This is a genomic window from Nitrosophilus alvini (genome assembly GCF_015100395.1).
In the GTDB taxonomy this organism is placed as follows: Bacteria; Campylobacterota; Campylobacteria; order Campylobacterales; family Nitratiruptoraceae; genus Nitrosophilus; species Nitrosophilus alvini.
Genome location: NZ_AP022847.1, coordinates 1413574 through 1434160, shown reverse-complemented (window position 1 = coordinate 1434160; position 20587 = coordinate 1413574). Strand labels below are relative to the sequence as shown.

At 36.6% G+C, this 20587-nt stretch carries 21 protein-coding genes; 15 read left to right on the top strand and 6 right to left on the bottom strand.

What is annotated here, in order from left to right; all coding sequences use genetic code 11:
- The first annotated feature begins 105 nt into the window (after positions 1–105).
- Positions 106–2313: an outer membrane protein assembly factor BamA gene (gene bamA / locus EPR_RS07295; RefSeq protein ID WP_200762580.1), complete on the top strand. Its 2208-nt coding sequence runs from the start codon at positions 106–108 to the stop codon at positions 2311–2313.
- Between the two features lie 9 nt (positions 2314–2322).
- Here the strand turns inward: bamA and EPR_RS07290 are convergent, their stop codons facing one another.
- The 6 genes from EPR_RS07290 to plsY all read right to left on the bottom strand — a co-directional run bounded on the left by EPR_RS07290 (position 2323) and on the right by plsY (position 7221).
- Positions 2323–3807 carry a Ppx/GppA phosphatase family protein gene (locus EPR_RS07290; RefSeq protein ID WP_200762579.1) on the bottom strand — a complete coding sequence of 495 codons (1485 nt, stop codon included), beginning with the start codon at positions 3805–3807 and terminating at the stop codon, positions 2323–2325.
- The gene (locus EPR_RS07285) at positions 3807–4058 is read right to left on the bottom strand and encodes a YfhL family 4Fe-4S dicluster ferredoxin (RefSeq protein ID WP_200762578.1); all 252 of its coding nucleotides are present in this window, start codon (positions 4056–4058) and stop codon (positions 3807–3809) included. Before EPR_RS07285 ends, EPR_RS07290 begins: the two co-directional genes overlap by 1 nt.
- 112 nt (positions 4059–4170) lie before the next feature.
- On the bottom strand, positions 4171–5439 hold the full coding sequence (locus tag EPR_RS07280; protein WP_234697110.1) for a sensor histidine kinase: 1269 nt from the start codon (positions 5437–5439) through the stop codon (positions 4171–4173).
- Positions 5440–5462: 23 nt separating this feature from the next.
- Positions 5463–6134, bottom strand: a complete 672-nt coding sequence (gene hsrA / locus EPR_RS07275; protein WP_200762576.1) for a homeostatic response regulator transcription factor HsrA — start codon at positions 6132–6134, stop codon at positions 5463–5465.
- Positions 6135–6265: 131 nt separating this feature from the next.
- Positions 6266–6598 carry a dihydroneopterin aldolase gene (locus tag EPR_RS07270; protein WP_200762575.1) on the bottom strand — a complete coding sequence of 111 codons (333 nt, stop codon included), beginning with the start codon at positions 6596–6598 and terminating at the stop codon, positions 6266–6268.
- Entirely contained in the window at positions 6595–7221 is a 627-nt protein-coding gene (plsY, locus tag EPR_RS07265; protein WP_200764202.1) for a glycerol-3-phosphate 1-O-acyltransferase PlsY, read from the bottom strand. Before plsY ends, EPR_RS07270 begins: the two co-directional genes overlap by 4 nt.
- Positions 7222–7371: 150 nt before the next feature.
- Between plsY and nadA the strand changes: the two genes are divergently transcribed.
- From nadA to EPR_RS07195, 14 genes are all read left to right on the top strand, one after another.
- Positions 7372–8370, top strand: a complete 999-nt coding sequence (nadA, locus tag EPR_RS07260; RefSeq protein WP_234697108.1) for a quinolinate synthase NadA — start codon at positions 7372–7374, stop codon at positions 8368–8370.
- Positions 8371–8409: 39 nt separating this feature from the next.
- Positions 8410–9228: a carboxylating nicotinate-nucleotide diphosphorylase gene (gene nadC, locus EPR_RS07255; protein WP_420827475.1), complete on the top strand. Its 819-nt coding sequence runs from the start codon at positions 8410–8412 to the stop codon at positions 9226–9228.
- A 33-nt stretch (positions 9229–9261) separates the two neighbouring features.
- A complete protein-coding gene (locus EPR_RS07250; protein ID WP_200762573.1) occupies positions 9262–10212 on the top strand; it encodes a DHH family phosphoesterase in 951 nt (316 codons plus the stop codon).
- A complete protein-coding gene (pgp6, locus tag EPR_RS07245; protein ID WP_234697107.1) occupies positions 10209–11576 on the top strand; it encodes a peptidoglycan metallopeptidase Pgp6 in 1368 nt (455 codons plus the stop codon). The genes EPR_RS07250 and pgp6 overlap by 4 nt, the downstream gene beginning before the upstream one ends.
- Before the next feature lie 69 nt (positions 11577–11645).
- Positions 11646–12533, top strand: coding sequence for a UDP-3-O-acyl-N-acetylglucosamine deacetylase (gene lpxC / locus EPR_RS07240; protein ID WP_200762572.1), 888 nt, complete (start codon positions 11646–11648; stop codon positions 12531–12533).
- Positions 12502–12984, top strand: a complete 483-nt coding sequence (locus EPR_RS07235; protein WP_234697106.1) for a hypothetical protein — start codon at positions 12502–12504, stop codon at positions 12982–12984. The genes lpxC and EPR_RS07235 overlap by 32 nt, the downstream gene beginning before the upstream one ends.
- A 29-nt stretch (positions 12985–13013) precedes the next feature.
- The gene (thrB, locus tag EPR_RS07230; RefSeq protein ID WP_200762571.1) at positions 13014–13895 is read left to right on the top strand and encodes a homoserine kinase; all 882 of its coding nucleotides are present in this window, start codon (positions 13014–13016) and stop codon (positions 13893–13895) included.
- A 63-nt stretch (positions 13896–13958) separates the two neighbouring features.
- Positions 13959–14192, top strand: a complete 234-nt coding sequence (locus EPR_RS07225) for a DUF448 domain-containing protein (RefSeq protein WP_234697105.1) — start codon at positions 13959–13961, stop codon at positions 14190–14192.
- Positions 14185–16749: a translation initiation factor IF-2 gene (infB, locus tag EPR_RS07220; protein ID WP_200762569.1), complete on the top strand. Its 2565-nt coding sequence runs from the start codon at positions 14185–14187 to the stop codon at positions 16747–16749. Before EPR_RS07225 ends, infB begins: the two co-directional genes overlap by 8 nt.
- A complete protein-coding gene (rbfA, locus tag EPR_RS07215; protein ID WP_200762568.1) occupies positions 16746–17099 on the top strand; it encodes a 30S ribosome-binding factor RbfA in 354 nt (117 codons plus the stop codon). The genes infB and rbfA overlap by 4 nt, the downstream gene beginning before the upstream one ends.
- A complete protein-coding gene (gene rimP / locus EPR_RS07210; protein ID WP_200762567.1) occupies positions 17099–17527 on the top strand; it encodes a ribosome maturation factor RimP in 429 nt (142 codons plus the stop codon). Before rbfA ends, rimP begins: the two co-directional genes overlap by 1 nt.
- A gap of 17 nt (positions 17528–17544) precedes the next feature.
- Positions 17545–18531, top strand: a complete 987-nt coding sequence (gene ribD / locus EPR_RS07205; protein ID WP_234697104.1) for a bifunctional diaminohydroxyphosphoribosylaminopyrimidine deaminase/5-amino-6-(5-phosphoribosylamino)uracil reductase RibD — start codon at positions 17545–17547, stop codon at positions 18529–18531.
- Positions 18524–19234 carry a bifunctional demethylmenaquinone methyltransferase/2-methoxy-6-polyprenyl-1,4-benzoquinol methylase UbiE gene (gene ubiE, locus EPR_RS07200; protein WP_200762565.1) on the top strand — a complete coding sequence of 237 codons (711 nt, stop codon included), beginning with the start codon at positions 18524–18526 and terminating at the stop codon, positions 19232–19234. Before ribD ends, ubiE begins: the two co-directional genes overlap by 8 nt.
- Before the next feature lie 539 nt (positions 19235–19773).
- A complete protein-coding gene (locus tag EPR_RS07195; protein WP_200762564.1) occupies positions 19774–20574 on the top strand; it encodes a cytochrome c3 family protein in 801 nt (266 codons plus the stop codon).
- Positions 20575–20587: the final 13 nt, after the last annotated feature.

Below are 20587 nucleotides of genomic sequence, written 5' to 3'. Positions count from 1 at the left end.
TTTCGAAATTATATCCATCCTTGCTTTTAATGAAGATTAATCAAAAAGTTGATACACTTTTACCTGCTTTTAAAAATTTTCAGGGACTGTAAACAAGGTTGATTAATGAACAAAAAACTGATTATGATTTTTCTGCTTGTAATATCCATAAATGCCAAAATGATAAAAGAGATAAAGTTTGAAGGATTGATACATCTCTCTCCATCTATCGCCAAAGAGATTGCCGGTATTAGCGAAGGGAGTGAGATTGATATAGAAAAAATCGACCTCTCTATAAAAAAATTTTTTGAACAGGGCTATTTTAAAGATATATGGGTTACGGAAGAGAACGGTGTTCTAACCTACCATTTTATAGAAAAACCTCTGATATCTAAAATCGAGATAAAAGGATATCTAGAAAACAAAAAAGAGGAACTGCCTGATATTTTGGGAATAAAAAAAGGTGATATTTTTGATGAAGAGAAAATAGAGTTGGCAAAAAGAAAAATAATTGATAAAGCCAGAAGTGAAGGTTATTATGATACGGTTGTAGAAGTTGAGACAAAAGAGCTTGCCGGCGGAAGTATAGAAGTGTATTTTCTTGTCAACAAGGGTGAAAATATTATAATCAGAGAGCTTAAATTATGCGGTATAAAATCATTTGATAAAGACGATATTGAAGAGGTTATAGCAAACAGAGAGCGAGACTTTTTGGGTTGGATGTGGGGATTTAATGACGGTAAGGTAAAAATGGATCAGCTTGAATATGACGGTGCCAGAATAAAAGATCTATATATGAGAAAAGGGTTTCTCGATGCAAAAGTGAGTAACCCTTTTTTAAGAGTCGATTTCAATACCTACAATGCAAAACTTGCATACCATATATTTGAAGGTGAGCCTTATATTGTCAGAAAAATAGATATATTTCTGACAGAACCTGTTGTAAAAACGGAAGATCTGAAAAAGGATCTGAAGCTTAAAGTGGGAAAGATATTCAATATAGAAAAACTCAGACAGGATATGCAGAAAATCAAAGAAAAAGTCGCCAACAAAGGCTATGCCTATGTACAGGTTATTCCTGATTTCAAAAAAGATGAAAAAAAACACGAAACAGAAGTGATTTTTACAGTAGTTCCAGGTAAAAAAGTCTATATAAGAGATGTGATTATTTCCGGAAATCAAAGAACTCTTGACAGAGTGATTAGAAGAGAGATATATCTGGCTCCTGGTGATCTATATAATCTTACCGATCTGAAAGACTCCAAGAACGCTTTAAAGAGAACAGGCTTTTTTGAAGATGTGATAATAGAGGAAAAAAGGGTTAGCGAAGATAAAATCGATCTGCTTGTAAAAGTAAAAGAGATGCCTACCGGAAACATAATGGTTGGCGGTGGATACGGAAGTTATGAAGGTGTAATTCTAAATGCTAGTATTTCTGACAGAAATATTTTTGGAAGCGGAATAGATGTGAGTCTTGGTATTGACTACTCCAGTAAAAGCACGAGATTCAACACCTCTTTATATAATCCGAGAGTTTTTGATAGCGATTACAGTCTAGGAATCAGTCTTTATAATAGCAGATATCAGTCATATGACTATACTTCAAATAAAAAAGGTGGCTCGATTACTGTCGGAAAGCAGTTTGCAAGATATCTCAGGGGCTCTGTTATGTATCAATACAGTCAGACGGAGCTTAGCGATGTAACTTTCGACAGTATCTATTTCCCGGAAGGTCAGTATACAAAAAGCTCTTTGACTCCATCATTAAACTTTGACAATACAGATGATTATTATGTGCCAAGAAGCGGCATTGTTGCAGGGACAAGTCTGGAATATGCCGGTATAGGTGGAGATGAAAAATTTGTAAAAAGCTATACCAGATTTGCCTATTATTTTGGTTTTCTCGATATTATCGACTATGATTTGATATTTAGATACAAGGCTAGGCTTGGATATATATATGATAATGGATACCTTCCTGTTAATGAAAAATTTTATATAGGCGGTATCAGAAGTGTAAGAGGATATTCATCCGGTTCATTATCACCCAAAGATAGTGAAGGAAGACTTATTGGAGGTAAAAAGACCTTTTCAAACAGTCTGGAGGCAAGTATTCCACTGATAGAATCTGCCAAAATGAGACTAGCATTTTTTATTGACTACGGTATGATTGGAGATGAAAGTTTTACGGATATCCAAAGGGCCGGTGCCGGTGCGGCTATAGAGTGGCTTTCTCCTATGGGGCCGATTCAGCTGATATTTGCTACTCCGCTCAACGACAAACCGGGAGATAGGACTTCAAGCTTTGAGTTTAGTATGGGAACCAAGTTTTAAAAAGTAAAATCAGGGTTGCAAATCTGTCTTTTTCTCAAAAACTATAGCGAAAGAGGCAGGTTTTTCGAGGTTTTTGATATTTTCTTTTGCAAGATAAAGCTCTTCATCAGTTAATATTTTCAATACATTATCGTTATACTCAAACTCTACCCTAGGTGCTGAGTGATCTATATTTATCATCTCTGCAAACGAGAGTATAAAACTGAGCCAGTACAAAATATCTGTTTCTGGAAGAAGAGTTTTCATCTCTTTTATATATATGTTATTTGGAAGCTTTTTTTTATGAAATCTTATGAGAGTTGATATAAGAACAATATCTTTATGAGTAAAACCGTATTCCAGGTCATTTAATACAATATAAGCGCTGTGTTTATGGTGTTCGTAAAAGTCTATTTTTATACCTATATTACAAAGTTTGGCTGCAAACTTTAGATGAGTTTTATATAGTTCACCGGGATCAAAAATCTCTTTGAATGTATCATAAAGTTTTATTGCATATTTTTGGATATCTTTGGACTGTTTGGCGTTTAAACAGAATCTATCCTGAAGACTTTTTACGCTTGGATTGAAATTTTCAGGAAATCTAAGATTTGAGTTTCTTAGCAGGTCATATAAAAAAACTCCTTCTCTTACACCGACACCGCTGGTTATAACGTTTTTTGCTTCGATATGATCAAGGACCTCTTTAAAAATAAGTACCCCTTCTCTAATTGTGTCATAACGCTCTTTTTTAAAACCGAATTTTTTTAGTTTCATTGTCGGAGATTTTATAATCTTTTGCAGGTAGTCTTTCTCTTTTTTATACTCAAACTCAAATCCGTGGAGTTTATCCAACGGATATTCTCTTTTTTGCATAATAGATTTTGAGAGTGCTCGTATAGTACCGCCTATGCCGATTGCGGTACTGCTCTTGAAATGTTTTGGAAGTTTTGCTAACTCTTTTTTTATGAAAAAAACAGCTTCTGAAATACTGCATTTTTTGTCGAAAAAAAGCTCTTTTACTCTTACTGTTCCTATATTTAGGGAGAATGTTTCCACGACTTTAGAATTTCTGATCAGTGAAAATTCGGTAGAGCCTCCGCCTATATCAACTGTTATACCATTTTTTACAGGCAATAGATTTGTTGCAGCAATTCCGCCTAAAAATGCCTCTTTTTGTCCATCAATAATTTTTATATTGAGTCCGAGTTCTTTTTTGATTCTGTTTTTAAACTCGTTTCTGTTAGGAGCGTCTCTTAAAGCAGAAGTCGCGACACAAAGAATTTTTCTAACCTTCAGGTTCTTTGCTATGGAGAGAAACTCCTTTAGAGCTTTATAAGCTCTCTCCATAGCTTTTGGCTGAAGATATCCGCCGTTTTCATAAGCTCCTTCGGCTAAACGGACTCTGCTTTTTATCTCTTCTATAAGATAAAAGCCGAATCTGCTGGTGCGTTCAAATACGACCATCCTGACAGAGTTGGAGCCGATATCTATAACAGCGCTCCTTTTTGCCATTATTCTTCAGCTTTTATCTGTTCATACTTTAGTTTCAGTTCTGCAATTGTTTCAACATTGTCCGGGTCCGGTACAATACAATCCACCGGACAGACAGCGATACAGGCAGGTTCGTCGTAAAAGCCGACACATTCAGTACATCTGTCCGGATCTATTACATATATAGGATCACCCTCTTCTATAGCATTTGCCGGGCACTCTTCTCTGCATGCATCACAAGCTATACACTCTTCCGTTATCATTAGTGACATTAACACCCCTCATACGAAAAAATAATTAATATCGCAATTTATATCTTAAAAAAACTTACAAGAAACTTAAGGAGAAATGTAAAAAAATTGTATACTTTTGCGGATTTTAGGCTTATTTCTGTTTTTTTGTAATAGGACAGGCAAGCGTGGAAGGAATCAATATGGTAGCAACTGCACCTTTGCCGTCTTTTCTGTTTTTTATATCTATCATTACGCCCATAGCGTCAGCGGCACTTTTGGCAAGAAACAGACCGAGACCTACGCCGCTTTTTTTGCCGGCTCTTTTAAAAGGGGCAAAAAGGTCCATGTTTTCATCAATTCCGGCTCCTTCGTCTATCACTTCGATTTTCAATCCATCTGGAACAAGGCTGCTTTTTAGAATAATTTTGCCGTTTTCTGGAGTGAATTTTATAGCGTTTTGTACGAAATTCTGTATGATGTGGTTTAAAAGAGTAGGCTGGATGGTTCCTACGTAGTGATCAGGCTTAAGATCTGTTATAAGTTCTTTTTTCTCCTGTTCGGCAAGGAGTCTGTAGTTGTTTGCTTTGTCTTTGAGATACTCGATTATATCCATCTCTACCGGAGGTTCGAACTGATCACCCTCCTGTCTTCCGATTTTGAGAATATTTCCGACCATATTGTTCATTTCATCAATGGTTTTTATATTCAGTTTTATTGTCTCTATGTACTCTTCGGGGGTTCTTTTCTTCAAAAGTGTTACTTCGTTTTTAAGTTTCATAACTGCCAGTGGAGTTTTAAGTTCGTGTGCAACTCCTATGAAGAGCTCTTTTTGATATTTTACAAATGTCTGAATTCTGTTTATAAGCATATTTAACGATTTGCCAAGAGGCTGAAATTCTACCGGTAGATTCTCTATTTTTATAGGTTTGAGCATAGCTTCGTTCATATCTGCCAATTTGTTTGTCAGGTTAGTTATTGAGGTTACAAGCATTTTTGAGATAACAAAAGCATAGAGTATGATAAATGCAAATGCCAAAATATTGGCTATCAGAATAATTCTATATATCTTTTTAAGAAGTGTTACAACAGATGTGATATCTTTTGTCAGTTTAAGATATGTCTGCTCTCTGTAGTTGTATGGAAATAGAAGTTGTATGTAGTATCTGCCGTTTTCTTTGTATTCATTGAATCTTATACCGTAGATAAGTTTTGGCTGGGTAGTAACTTCCACGTTTATATCAAGTGTATTCTCAAGATAAAAACTGTCAAGTCTTGTACCGCTTCTATGGTACGGGATTGTGCTTGCAAGGAATTTTGCCTGTCTGATTAGTTGCTCTTCGAGTTCTTGATAAAGAGAGTTTTTTATGTAACCGTAAAGCAGACTGGAAAAAATGGCAATCAGTGCCGCACTTGCGATCACCAACTGCCATATGAATCGGCTTCTTATGCTCCTTTTGGGAAACAAAATCTATAGCCTCGTCTTCTAACTGTCTCAATTGTAGTTATTCCCAAAGGTTTGTCTAGTTTTTGTCTGATCTGGTTGATTGCAACTTCGATAACATTTGGAGTAACCAGTTCAGGCTCTTCCCATATAGCGTCAAGTAGTTGCTCTTTTGATACTATCTGATCTTTATGTCTTGCCAGATGTGTCAAAACTTCAAAAGGTTTTCCTTTTAGTTCTATTTCTGTATCTTTGTATGTGATTTTTTCCTCTTCAGGATTTATGATAAGCTCTTCTATCTCTATAATATTGCTACCGCCAAATCTGAGTCTTGCTTCTATTCTTGCAACAAGTACATCAAATTCAAAAGGCTTTCTTATGTAGTCGTCTGCACCTGCTCTCAAAGCTTCTATTTCACTATCTTTGTCATCTCTTGCCGAAAGAACTATAGCAACAGTTTTCGGGCTTGCCTGTTTTACACTTGTGACCAGTTCAAGACCGTCTCCGTCCGGAAGCATCCAGTCAACCAGTATAAGATCATAATTTCTTATATCCAGATAATATTGTGCATCTTTGAGATTTTCGGCTATGTCGCTTTGATAACCAAACTCTTTTAGTCCTTCGGCCAATGTCTTATTAAGCGTGATTTCATCTTCCACTATTAAGATCCTCATGGTACCCCTTTACGTTTTATTTTAAGCGGAATTATAGCATAATTTTAGAAAAATTTAAAGAAAATTTCAACTTTTTTAAAGGAAAATCTGTTCTATGACAAAATGATGACGGGAAAATCAGAGTTCGTCTGTTAAAAGTTTTTATAAGACTTTATGAAGGTTATGCCCACACTGCAGTCGGGCAAAATGTCAGGCTTTTTTAAAGTCAATTTTAGATTTTTAATCTGGGGATATTCGGTTTTCAGTTTTTCAGCCAGACTCTGTAAAGCGGTCTCTATAAGTTTGAACTTCTCTTCTATAATATGTTTTTTAACCATTTTGGCAACTTCGGCATAGTCTATATAGTTTTCTTTGAAATCATACTCTATTTCGATATCCATAATAACTCTTTGAGGGGAGACTCTCTCTCTTTCCAAAACTCCTATTATTGCATTGAAAGAGAGATCGTTTATGAGTATTTTCATACCGGAGCTTTCTCCTGTCCCTGAAAAAGCCGTACAATATTTGGTATATGTTTATAAAGAACAATAAAAGCTATAAGAAGCAGAGGTGCATGAGATTTTATATAAGGAATTTCCGGATGAATTAAAAAACTTGATACTAACAGTGCAGCCAGTCCTGATAAAGACGATAAAGAGGAAACCTTTGTCAATTTTATCATAATCGCCCATACGCCGATAGCTATTGCAGTCTCAACAGGAAGCATAACTGCAAGAACACCAAGTCCTGTAGCCACCCCTTTGCCTCCTTCAAACTTTAAAAAGGGACTGAAACAGTGTCCCAAAACCGCAAGAACACCGACAGCCCATTGGGTGGCAGGTGAGAGAGAAAAAGCTTTTGCAAGCAGTATTACAGCTACACCTTTAGACGCATCCAATAAAATAGTTGCAATAGCCAGTTTTTTTGCGAGAGCAGGATCTTTTTCTTTAACTACTCTTAAAACATTTGTAGCGCCTATACTTTTGCTACCTCCCTCTTTTACATTTACGCCGGCAAAAAGTTTTGAAAGAATAAGACCAAAAGGGATACCCCCTACAAGATATGCCAAAATATAAAACTGTATATTAATATTTGTCAGAAAATCCAACATTATTTTCCTTTATGAGACATAAATAATTTTTTGATGTCCTAATTTCAAATTTTCAGAATTTTAGCCAAATATATATAATATAATTATTATAAAATTTTCCAAACGGATTTTCTTATAGGATCCGATTTTTAGACAGAAAGGGATTTCGTGAAAGACATTAAAGAGTTGCAAAGAGAGATAAAAGAGCTTAAAAATGAGCTTTCAGTAACAATAGTTGCACACTATTATCAGAAAGATGAAGTATTTGAAACGGCCGATATTACAGGAGACAGTCTTCAGCTTGCTCAAAAGGCCAGCCAGGCAGACAGTGAATATGTGTTGTTTTGCGGTGTCGGGTTTATGGGGCAGAGTGTAAAGATAATATCGCCTGAAAAAAGAGTTGTTATGCCTAAAATTGCCTGCTGTGCAATGGCAAGAATGATAGATTCGGAATATTTTGACCAATCGGTGGAGTATATGGTCAAAAAAGGCATAGACAAAGAAGATATTCTTCCTATAACATATATAAATTCAAATGCCGAAGTAAAAGCAAAAGTGGCACAGATGGGAGGAATGGTATGTACCAGCTCAAATGCCTCAAAAATTATAGAAAAAGCTCTCTCAAGCGGGAAAAAGATACTTTTTGTTCCCGATAAATGCCTGGGACAGAACATTGCCATCAAGATGGGTGTGAAATCTTGTGTTATCGGTGAAGGAGAGTGTGACCCCAAAGAGGCAGATATCATATGTTACAACGGTTTTTGTTCCGTTCATCAGCTTTTTGAAGTTGAAGATGTAGAGTTTTTCAGAAAAAAATATCCCGGTATCAAAATAGCGGTTCATCCCGAGTGTAAACCTGAAGTATGTAAATTGGCGGATTTTGTCGGCTCTACAAGTCAGCTTCTAAATTATGTAAGGTCTTTGCCGGAAGATCAGAAAGTTGCTGTAGGAACAGAATATAACTTTGTTCACAGACTAAGAAGCAAAAATACATATGTTCTTTCATCTACAAAACCGGAATGTCCGACTATGAACGAGACTACTCTCCAGGATGTTGCCGATGTACTGTATGCAATAAAAAAGGGCGATCCTATCAATGAAATTTTTGTCGACGAAGAGACAAGAAAATGGGCAAAAATTGCTCTTGAGAGAATGTTTGAAATATAAAAGAGATGGTAGTAGTTTATGGGGAGGGCGATGGAAGTAATGGCCATTGAAGATTTTGCAAAGCGTATTTTGGCTGAAGATATAGGCAGAGGAGACCTTTTTTCAAGGGTTGCTGCTTCAAAACCGGCAAAAGCGAAAATTGTAGCGAAAAGCGAAGGCGTTTTGGCCGGTGTAGTTTATGCCGATGCTATAGCAAAAATTGTCGATATAGAAATAGATTGGCAAAAAGAGGATGCGGATAGATTTGAAAAAGGTGATCTTATTGCGTATCTTCAGGGAAGTTCAAATGATATTCTTGCAGCTGAAAGAGCCATTCTCAATACCCTCCTGCATGCGAGTTCCATAGCGGCCAATACGAAAAAAATGGTGGAGATTGCTGAAAAATACGGAGTGAAACTTCTTGATACAAGAAAGACCAGACCGCTGCTAAGGGAGTTTGAGAAATATGCCGTAAGGGTTGGCGGAGCTATAAATCACAGATTTGGTCTTGATGATGCTCTGATGCTGAAAGATACGCATCTCAAAACTGTCAAAAATCTCAAAGAGTTTATAAAAAAAGCCAGGAAAAAAATCCCCTTTACCGCTAAAATAGAGGTGGAATGTGAAAATTACGAAAAAGCAAAAGAGGCCATGGAGGCCGGAGCCGATATAGTAATGTGCGACAATATGGATGTGGATGAGATAAAAAAGACGGTTTTGTATAAAAAAAGAAAATTCCCGCATATTCTTATAGAAGCGAGCGGAAATATAACGGTTGAAAATATAGAGGAGTATGCAAAGACAGGTATAGATGCGATAAGCTCCGGCAGTATCGTGCATCAAGCGGTATGGCCTGATATTTCAATGAAGTTTTTGTAATTGGGATTTTTTACTATTTAAGCAGGTAAAATTATGTATAAAAAAGCATACGAATATATACAAAAGAGCGATAACATTGTTTTGATTTCACATGTTAATCCGGATGGAGATGCCATAGGAAGTTCACTTGCTCTGTTTCATGTTTTGAAAAAAGCAGGCAAAAAGGTGAGTGTTGTAAATGTCAGCGAAGATATTCAGAGGTCTCTCGATTTTCTTCCCGGTTTTTCGAAAATCAGACGCAGTATGCCAAAAAAATGTGATCTTTTGATATCACTTGACTCAGGAAGTTTCGAAAGATTGGGAATTGATAAGCCAAAAAACTGTCCAATAGTAAATTTTGACCACCATATCAGTAATACACACTTTGGAGATGTTAATATAGTAGAACCCGATTTTGCATCTACTTCTGAAGTTATTTACAGATTTTTGGAAACAAACGGTATCGAATACGGAAAAGATACGGCTCTTTGCATATATACCGCAATTGTAACCGATACAGGTTACTTTTGCTATGAGAAAGTTACCCAAAGAGTTTTTGAAACTGCAGCAAAACTGGTGAAAAAAGGTGTTGATCCCCACTATGTGGCAAAAATGCTGAGAGAAAGAGAGTCTCTGGCCAAACTGAGGCTGACAGCAAAAATTCTTGATACCCTGACGCTTTTTCTTGATGCAAAAGTTGCCGTTGTCAGAGTTACCCAGGAGATGTTTAAAGAGACAGGAGCGGTTATCAGTGATGCTGAAAATGCATCAAATATGGCCAGATCCCTGGCAACGGTGGAAGTGGGGGTATTGCTCAGAGAAGAGAAAGATAGTACTATTAAGGTATCGCTCAGGTCAAAAAACTATGTTGATGTAAGTAAAATTGCAAAAATGTTCGGAGGCGGCGGACATAAAAGAGCAGCCGGATATGCGGTAAAAGATAGTTCATTTGAAAAGGTGTTGGAAAATCTATTAAAAGCTTTGAGAGAGGAGATAAAAAATTGAGAAGAAGAAGCAATAAACTTATATATATATTTATGTTCTTACTTATAATGGCAGGCGGCGGCGGTTTTTACATATATACATCACAATCTTTTGAAAGGGAGAGTCCCAAAATAGAAATTTCCGAGCTTATATATTGGAATCTAAAAACTCCGATCAAAGTAAAAATTACTGATAATACGGGTATAAGTTACTATAAAGTTATCCTTAGTGATGGAAAAAATGAAACCGTTTTGGCAGAAGCCAAGCTTGAAAATCCTCTCAAAGAGATAGACCTAAGACTAAAAGCTCCCAAAATCGGCCTTATTTTTGCAAACAATGTTGGGTATCTGAAAATAACGGCAAAAGATAATAGCAGATGGAACTATTTTGCCGGCAATGAAACAGAAAAAGATGTAAAAATTATAATTGATAAAAAAAGACCTTCTCAATACATCGTTATAAATTCATATATGATTAAAAGAGGCGGTACTGCCCTTGTCGTATTCAAAGCGGTTGATGAAAATATGAAAGATATATACATACAGACAAATTTCGAAAAAAGATTTAAAGCCGTACCTTTCTACAAAGAGGGGTATTATATAGCTTTGGTTGCATGGCCTATAACCCAAAACAGTTTCAGGGCCACAGTAGTCTCAACGGACAAAGCCGGAAATGTCTCGAAAAGCTATATAAAATATTTTTTAAAAGATGTTAAATATAAAAAAAGCATTATTCATCTGAAAGACAGCTTTCTTAAAGGAAAAATTTCCGATATTGCAAGCGAATATCCTGAGACTGAAGGAATGTCTCTTGTAGAAAAATTCAAATTTGTAAATGAAACGTTACGAGGTATTAATGAGAAACTGATAGAAGATATAACATCCCAAGTACCTGAAAAGATGGTAAAAAGTTTCTCTATAAAGCCTTTTTATCCGTTAAAAAACGGCGCAAAACTTGGAGGTTTCGGAGATCACAGATATTACTACTACGGTAAAAAACTCGTCAGTGAATCGTATCATTTGGGTTATGATTTTGCCAGTATAAAACAAGCTCCGATAAAAGCAAGTAACAAAGCAGAAGTGGTATATGCGGAGTATAACGGTATTTACGGAAATATGCCGATACTTTATCACGGTTTGGGACTTTACACTCTTTATGGACACTGTTCTGCGATTATGGTTGAAAAAGGTGATCAGGTTCAAAAGGGTGAAATCATTGCTAAAACCGGAATGACGGGATTGGCTCTTGGGGACCATCTGCATTTTGGCACTGTTGTACAAGGGGTCGAGGTCAATCCATTGGAATGGATGGATAAAAAATGGATAAAAATTAATATAACAGATATTATCAAAGATGCAAAAAAACTTATAAATAAAGAGATATAAATACCTGTTTAACATATTTTTTGGTACAATAGGGCAATTTACGGAAAGCCTGGCCAGGGGAAGATATTAATGAAACAGACTACAATAGCAAAAAAAGTAGAACTAACCGGTATCGGTCTTCATAAAGGAAAGCCTGTCAGAATGGTTTTAGAGCCTCTTGAAGAGGATATGGGAATCGTTTTTTACAGAAGCGATGCAGGTGTCAGTATACCGTTGTGTGCTGAAAATGTAAGAGAGACTAAAATGGCCACTGTTATCGGGAAAGACGGTGTGACCGTATCTACAATCGAACACTTTTTGTCTGCCGTTTACGCATACGGAATAGACAATCTCAGAATTTCCCTTGATTCTGATGAGGTTCCCATTATGGATGGAAGCAGTATAGGTTTTTGTATGCTTCTTGATGAGGCAGGTATCAGAAAGCTTTCCAAAAACAAAAAAGTTCTTAAAGTTAAAAAAGAAGTTATTGTAACGCATGATAAAAAATATGCAAAACTAAAACCATCAAATGAACCGATTTTCGAATTTTCTATCTCCTTTGACCATCCTGTAATCGCAGAACAGTCTTATCGTTTCGAGTTTTCCAGAAAGGCTTTTCTTGAAGAGATAGCAAAAGCCAGAACCTTTGGTTTTCTGCATGAAGTACAGTATCTAAGAAGTCTGGGGCTGGCTCTTGGAGGGAGTCTGGACAACGCTATAGTTCTTGACAGTAAAAAAGTACTTAACAGTGACGGTTTAAGGTTTAAAGATGAGTTTGTCAGGCATAAGATACTTGATGCAATAGGAGATATGAGCCTGATGGGTTATATTATAATGGGCGCATATGAATCATTTGCAGGTAGCCACAAACTCAATCATGAACTTACTCTCAAACTTTTGGAAGATAAAAGCAACTATGAGATTATCGAAATAGAAGAGGAAAGTTTTGCCTCAGGCATTGAAAGAGCCCTTGCGTAAAAAAGTCGATATTATTATCGTTGCCCTGACTTCTCCTTTGAAAATCGGCATCTATGAAAACGATGAGCTAGTCAAAATAGTTGAGAGTAACGAAAAAACGAGTGAAGTTTTGCCGCTTTTTTTTTCTGAAATTTTGAAAGAGTATGATATAAATACAGTTTTTTTTGCAAAAGGGCCGGGCAGTTTTATGTCAATAAAACTTGTCTATATTTTTTTAAAAACCCTGAGTATTTCACGCGGGATAGAGTTAAAGGCTGCAGATGGATTTCTGTTCAGTAAAGATGAACCGATTCCGGCAATCGGCAACCTCTATTTTGTCAAAAAAAATGGTATTATTTCGACAAAAAAGTTTGAAAAAAAGATTGATACCTCATTTGAACTGCCGACAAGACTGGATAGAAGCAGATTCAGTGATGATATAGAGCCTCTTTATATTTTACCGGCGGTTTGAAGTGACCAAATTTTAAAACAGGAGAGTATTTGGTAATAAGTGTACCGGCTACAAGTGCAAATATGGGACCGGGTTTCGATACGCTCGGAATTGCCTTGAATATAAGAAATATCGTAAAAATCAAGCGTTCAAAATTTTTCAGTGTTTCCATAAAAGGCGAAGGAGAAAAAAATCCCAGGCTTAAAGGCAATAATATATTTATCAGCATATTTAACGATTATTACAAAAATCTTACCGGAAAAATAGACAAATTCAGATTTACATTTTATAACAATATTCCTCTCTCACGTGGACTTGGAAGCAGTTCGGCAGTAATTGTCAGTGCAATAGCTGCTGCTTATGAGGCGGCTGGAGTTTCCATATCAAAGCAAAAAATCCTCAATCTTGCTCTTCAGTATGAACCGCATCCTGACAACATCACTCCTGCCGTTATGGGAGGTTTTAATGTGGCTGTTGTGGAAAAAGATAAGATTTACAGCCTAAAAAAAGAGATGCCTTCCAGTGTCAATGCTGTTGTAGTAATACCAAAACGTTCCATATCTACAGCCCATTCCAGAACCAGGCTTCCCAAGTTTTATTCAAAAGATGATGCGGTTTTTAATCTCTCAAGAAGCTCTCTGTTGGTATCTGCAATGTTCAGCGAACAGTGGGATCTTTTGAAAATTGCTTCCAAAGACAGGATGCATCAAAATATCAGAATGAAATCGATGCCTATACTTTTCGAAGTTCAAAAAACAGCTCTTGAAAATGGAGCCTTGATGAGTACGCTTTCCGGAAGCGGTTCCACTTTTTTCAATATGGTGCATGAAAGTGATAGTAAAAGAGTGGAAAATGTATTGAAAAAGAGGTTTCCTGAGTTTGAAGTAAGAGCGGTCGCATTCGATAATACTGGTCTGATTATTGAAAATTGAGTCTGATTTTGGTAAAAGATAACTTTTTGGTATAATTAGCCCACTATGTCTAAGCCGGTAAGAATGTGTATACATTGCAAAAAACGATTTTTGCAAGAGGAGCTTTACAGACTTCAATGCTCAGATAAAAAAATAATCCAGTATATCGGGACAGGAAGAAGTTTTTATATCTGCAAAGATTGTATAGATTCAAAAAATTTGGGGAAAAGCCTTGCAAGAATCTGCAAAACAGACCCGGCAAGTGCCATAAAGTCCCTCTATGAGGTAATGTTAAAGGAGAAAATAGATAATGGATAAAGTTAGAATCCATGAAATAGCAAGTGAATTAGGACTTAAAAGCAAAGAAGTTGTTGAAAGAGCCATTGAAATAGGTTTTAATGTAAAAGCAGCCTCAAGCACGGTTACATATGAAGAAGCGGAAAAACTGATGGATTATATTATGAGTGGCGCTTTTACTAAATCGACCACCAAAACCAAAGAAGAAAAAAAGAGTTCTGTTGCAAAAAAAGAAGATAAAAAAGAGAGTGTAAAAGCTGTTAAAGAGAAAAAAGAAGAGAAAACTAAAAAAGAAGAGGTTTCAAAAACAGAAGCGGTAAAAAAAGAGGCTGAAGAGAAAATATCCAAGCCCAAAGAGGTTGAAAAAGAGACTCTTGCAACAACATCTATGAAAAAGAGAAGAGGACTTGTTATTGTCAAGAAAAAGAGACCAAAAGAAGAGGTTGTGGAAAAAGAGCCCGAAGCACCGGTAGAAGCAAAAGCCGATCTTGCGCAGATGTTGCAAACAACCGAAGAGAGTCTCAAGAAAAAGACGAAGAAAGCGAAAAAAACGCCTGCTGCTCCAAAAAAAGAGAGCGGTAAAAAGATAGAAATTCTTACAGACAGAGAGCTTAGTGATGTGAGTATAGACCTGGAAGAAGAGGTTGTTGTTCTTCCTGATTTTTCAGAAGAGTTGAAAAAAGTTGAAGAGAAACAGAAAAAAGAGATCGATGACAAGAGAATAAAAGTAGCAAGAAAGAGTTTTGTTGCAGAGACAAGATCGATAAGCAGAGGAAAAAAGAAGAAAAAGAAGAAAAAAATAGAGAAAAAAGTAGAAGAAGTAAAAGTGGTAGAGATTCCTGAAGATATAAGAGTTTATGAGTTTGCGGAAAAGACCGGCAAAAGTGTGGCTGAAGTGATAAAAGTTTTGTTTAACCTCGGAATGATGGTTACTAAAAATGACTTTTTAGACAAAGATACTCTTGAGGTTTTAGCAGAAGAGTTCGGTGTTGAGATAAAAACGGTAAATCCTCTCGAAGAGCTGGATTATGTAAAAGTTTATGACGAAAAAGAGGATGAGTATCTTGAGGAGAGACCGCCTGTAATAACAATAATGGGACATGTAGACCATGGAAAAACCTCGCTTCTGGATAAAATAAGACATACAAAAGTTGCTGAAAAAGAGGCCGGTGGAATAACCCAGCACATCGGTGCGTATATGGTTGAAAAAGACGGCAAAAAGATAACTTTTATAGATACCCCGGGACATGAAGCGTTTACGGAGATGAGAGCGCGCGGTGCAAAAGCCACTGATATTGCCATTATAGTAGTTGCGGCTGATGATGGTGTTAAGCCCCAAACAGTTGAGGCTATAAACCATGCGAAATCTGCAGATGTTCCTATGATAATAGCAATAAACAAGATAGACAAACCGGATGCAAATCCAGACCTTGTAAAGTCTCAGCTTGCCGAAATGGGGATAACGCCTGTAGACTGGGGCGGAGAGTATGAGTTTGTGGAAGTTTCCGCCAAAACCGGACAGGGGATAGACGAACTTCTTGAGACTATCTTGCTTCAGGCAGAGTTGATGGAACTTAAGGCAAATCCAAAGAGAGAGGCAAAAGCTGTTGTTATAGAGAGTTCGCTGGAAAAAGGAAGAGGGCCGGTAGCTACAGTTATAGTACAAAACGGTACCTTGCATATGGGAGATCACGTTGTCTGCGGAACGGCATACGGAAGAGTCAGGGCAATTATAGATGATCTTGGCAAAAATGTTAAAGAGCGAAGACCCAGTGAGCCGGGAGTTGTTGTGGGTCTGAACAAAGTGCCTGCTGCCGGCGAGATTATGGTAGCGGTTAAAGATGATAAAACTGCAAGAGAGTATGCTGAAAGAAGAGCTGAGTATGAGAGACAAAAAGAGCTTTCAAAAACAACGAAAGTTACACTTGAAGAGCTCTCTTCTCTTGTTAAAGAGGGGCAAATAAAGACTCTGCCTGTTATTATAAAAGCTGATACACAAGGAAGTCTTGAAGCGATAAAAGGAAGCCTTGAAAAGCTTAGAAATGAAGAGGTAAAAATCAAGATTATTCACTCTGGAGTCGGCGGAATAACCGAAACCGATGTATCTCTTGCCGATGCCAGTGAAAATGCGATAATTCTCGGATTTAATGTACGGCCTACCGGAGCTATCAAAGAGAAGGCCAAGCAGCTTGGAATCCAGATAAGAACATACTCAATAATATACGATCTGATAGATGATGTAAAAGCGCTTCTTAGCGGTCTTCTTTCACCTGTCATAAAAGAGGAAGTTACAGGGCAGGCGGAAGTGAGAGAGACATTTACCGTACCTAAGATCGGTACTGTAGCCGGCTGTATTGTAACAGACGGTATAATCAGCAGAAACTCAAAAGCTAGAGTTATAAGAGACGGTGTTGTAATATATGACAGCCGTATCAGTTCGCTAAAAAGATTTAAAGATGATGTAAAAGAGGTTACAAAAGGGTATGAGTGCGGTCTTATGATAGAAAATTTCAATGATATAAAAGTAGGCGATATTATAGAAACATACAAAGAGACCGAGGAGCAACAGACTCTATGAATCCTAGCGAAATAAAAAGACAAAGGGCTGCATCGTTGCTCAGAGAGCTGATTCCCGAAGCCCTTGGACATCTTAATGACGAGAGGCTTCATGGGCTTACGATTACCGAAGTGGTATGCAAAAAGGGCCTGTATGATGCAGACATATATATTGACCCGGGATTTTTTACCGAAGAGGAAAAAAAAGAGATACTCAAACAGCTTAAAAAAGCTTCAAGAGCACTTGAAAGATACTGTTTAGAGAGCAGCGGATGGTTTAAATGTCCTAAATTTCATTTCAAGTTTGATGAAAATATCGATAAATCAAAAAGAATAGAAGAGCTTTTCGAAAAGATAAAGAAGGAAAAATAGTGTCACTTGAATCGGAAATAAGGCAAATTGTAGAAGATGCCGGTGTAGAACTGTATGATATAGAGACAGTTACCGAACACGGAAAAACTATTTATAGAATATATATAAAGTCAAAAAATGGTATAGATCTTGATAAATGTGCACAGATAAGCAATCTGATTTCTCCTCTGCTTGATGTTACTCCTCCTGTCAAAGGTGAGTATTATCTTGAAGTAAGCTCTCCCGGAGTTGAAAGAAAACTGAAAAAACTTTCACACTTTGAGAACTCTATAGGAGAAAGTGTAAAAATTGTCCTTAATGACGGTACGGTAATAAAAGGAAAAATAGAGGATGTGAAAGGAAATACCATAACTCTTTTGACCGATCACGGTAAAGAAGAGATAAATTTTAACGATATCAGTTCGGCAAAGACATATTTTGAATGGTAAATATCGATAAGCTGTGTATGAGCCTTGCGATCGAGAAGGCTTGGAAATATCAGGGACTTACTTTCCCCAACCCTGCTGTGGGCGCCGTGATAACAGACGGGAATGGAAAAATTCTTTCTATAGAGGCTCACAAAGAGGCGGGCACTCCTCATGCAGAACTTCTTGCTATAAAAAGTGCATTCCATATTCTTACCGGTGATAAAAAGATTCTGGATATAAACGAAGCTATATCCCTATACGAATATATTTTAAGCCAACATGACAATATTTTTAAAGAGTGTACCATATATGTTACTCTTGAGCCCTGCAATCATTTTGGGAAAACGCCCCCTTGTGCCGATTTGATAAGAGAGCTATCTTTCAAAAGGGTAGTAATAGGAACTAAAGATCCAAATCCTGAAGCTGCCGGCGGTATAGAAAAACTTGAGTCAACTGTTGATGTAAAAACCGGTATTATGGAAGAGGAAGCGAAAAAACTCATTGAGCCTTTTGTGACCTGGCAAAAAGAGACTTTTGTTTTTTTCAAGTTGGCACAGACACTTAACGGTTCGATCAAGGGCGGTATAATAAGTTCTGAAGAGTCAAGGAAATATGTTCATAAATTAAGAGAGAAAATAGAACTGATTGTAATCGGTGGCAACACTGTCCGTATAGACAGACCTGTTCTTGATTGCAGGCTTACCGGCGGTAGGCCTCCTGATGTGCTTATATTCTCTGAAAAAAAGGATTTTGACAGGAATATTCCTCTGTTCAAAGTTCAGGGAAGAAAAGTTTTTGTAGATGACAGCTTTGAGATATTGAATAGATACAGATACGTCATGATAGAGGGCGGTGAGGGGATGATTGAAGCTATCAAAGATATAGCTTCTTGGTATCTTTTTTTTGAAGCACCTGTTATAAGAGATATCTCTTCGTACAGGGGTTTGTTGGAACTAGAGTTTTTAAACATTAAGAAAATAGGTAGGGATCTTATGATCTGGGCGAAAAGGGTTAAAAATGGATAAACAGAAAAAAATAGTAAATATGTTTGATGATATAGCAAAGACATATGATATGGCTAACAGGGTTTTGAGTTTTGGTGTAGATAAAACATGGAGAAAAAGAGGATGTGACCTGACATACGGTTTTTATGACAAAAAAGAACTGAGTCTTATTCTTGATGTTGCGTGCGGAACCGGTGATATGCTTGATTACTGGAGAAACAGGGCAGAGGCCAAAAATATACAAGTCGAAAAATATCTTGGTATTGATCCTTCAACCGGAATGCTTGAGGTTGCAAGAAAAAAACTTCCTGATATGGAATTTTTGCAGGCTGAAGCAAAAAACCTTCCTGTAGAAGATAGCAGTGCAGATATTTTGAGTATCTCTTACGGAATAAGAAATGTAGTTGATAGGATAGAGGCTTTAAAAGAGTTTCACAGAGTTCTGAAACCTTCTGGAATGATCGTTATACTCGAGTTTACAAAACAGGAGAGAGAGGGAATAGGCTCGATACTGGTAGATTTTTATATGAAAAGAGTTCTTCCTGCTGTCGGTGGCATGGTTTCCGGTAATAAAGAGGCCTATCAATATTTGCCAAACTCCATAGATAATTTTTTGACTACGAAAAAAATGATAGATGAGCTTAAAGAGAGCGGCTTTGAAATGATGTATCATAAGTCATTTTCTATGGGAATCTCTACACTTTTTATAGCAAAAAAAATTTAATAAACTTTAAATACAACAAATAATTTAATATTTAACTACAATACCTCTTTTTTATATCTACAGGCCGTATGGCCGCCTCTTTTTTTAAGAGACAGAAAAAATCATATATTTTTTTTCCAAAATTTAAATATAAAAAATCATTATAAATATCGGGTTGGCTATGTAGATATGATAAATAAATACTGTTTATGGATATAAAAAAAATGAGAAACATCGCGGAATGACATTTGCATAACAAAGTACCAAAAAATAGGCATTTTGGGAATTTTTGTAATACATGTGTAAAAAATTACCGCAGAATTACAGGTTGTATGTTTTCAATAGCAGTTATTTTTATTATAATAAAGGTTTAAATAACAAAACAGATCAATGTTAATAAGAAACAGTTATTAAAATTATAAAATAAAAAATAATTTAATCAAATACATTAGATTTTAATTTATTTTAATAAAACTTATTTTACAATTCATTTCTACTTGCTGAGAATTGTTGTTAGTTAAATTTGTAAATACATCAGATTGAATTAAGGAAGGATTGGTATGAATGGCGAAGAGAAGAAAACCAGTAGCGTTGAAGAGAGCGCTAAACCAGATGAAATCAAAAAAACAGAGGAGACAGGTATGAAAATGGACGATACTTGTTCAAATTCGGGAGGCTCGAAACTGAGCTTTAAAGTTGTGGCGGGAATAGGAGGACTTTTTTTAGTTATAGGCCTTGTCATTTCTTATATTACTGCTGTAGCTGTAAAAGAGACTTCTGGAGTCAATTTTTGTAGCTCCTGCCACTCTATGAAACCTATGGCGACTGCTTATTTGAACAGTGTGCACGGGGGATTTGGAGAGAGCGGATTTGTCGCTCAGTGTGCTGATTGTCATCTTCCTCACGAATCTCTCATAGGCTACCTTGTTCAAAAAGCCAGAACAGGTATACATGATGTTGTAACAGAAGTGACTGCCGATACATTCAACATAGATTGGAAAGAGAAGAGAGAAGAGAGAAGAAACTTTCTATATGATAGCAGTTGTCTTCATTGCCATGAGAATCTTTTGAGAGCAACAAAGCCGAACAAAAAAGCATATCTTGCACATAAAGCATATTTTTCAGGAAAGCTGAAAGTTGAGGTAGAACACAAAAAAGTACAGGCTATGTGTGTAGACTGTCATAAATATGTTGGACATTATGAGCTTGGCAAAGAGCTTGATAAGATCGGTACGGTTTATGATGAGGATTACTACAATTACAAAAGAGATAAACCCAACTATGCTGCTGAAGAAGAGCTCGCATCAAAACAAGCAGAAAAAAAAGTGGCTGAAGAAGAAGCCCATAACGAACATCATTAATAAAGAGAGGCAC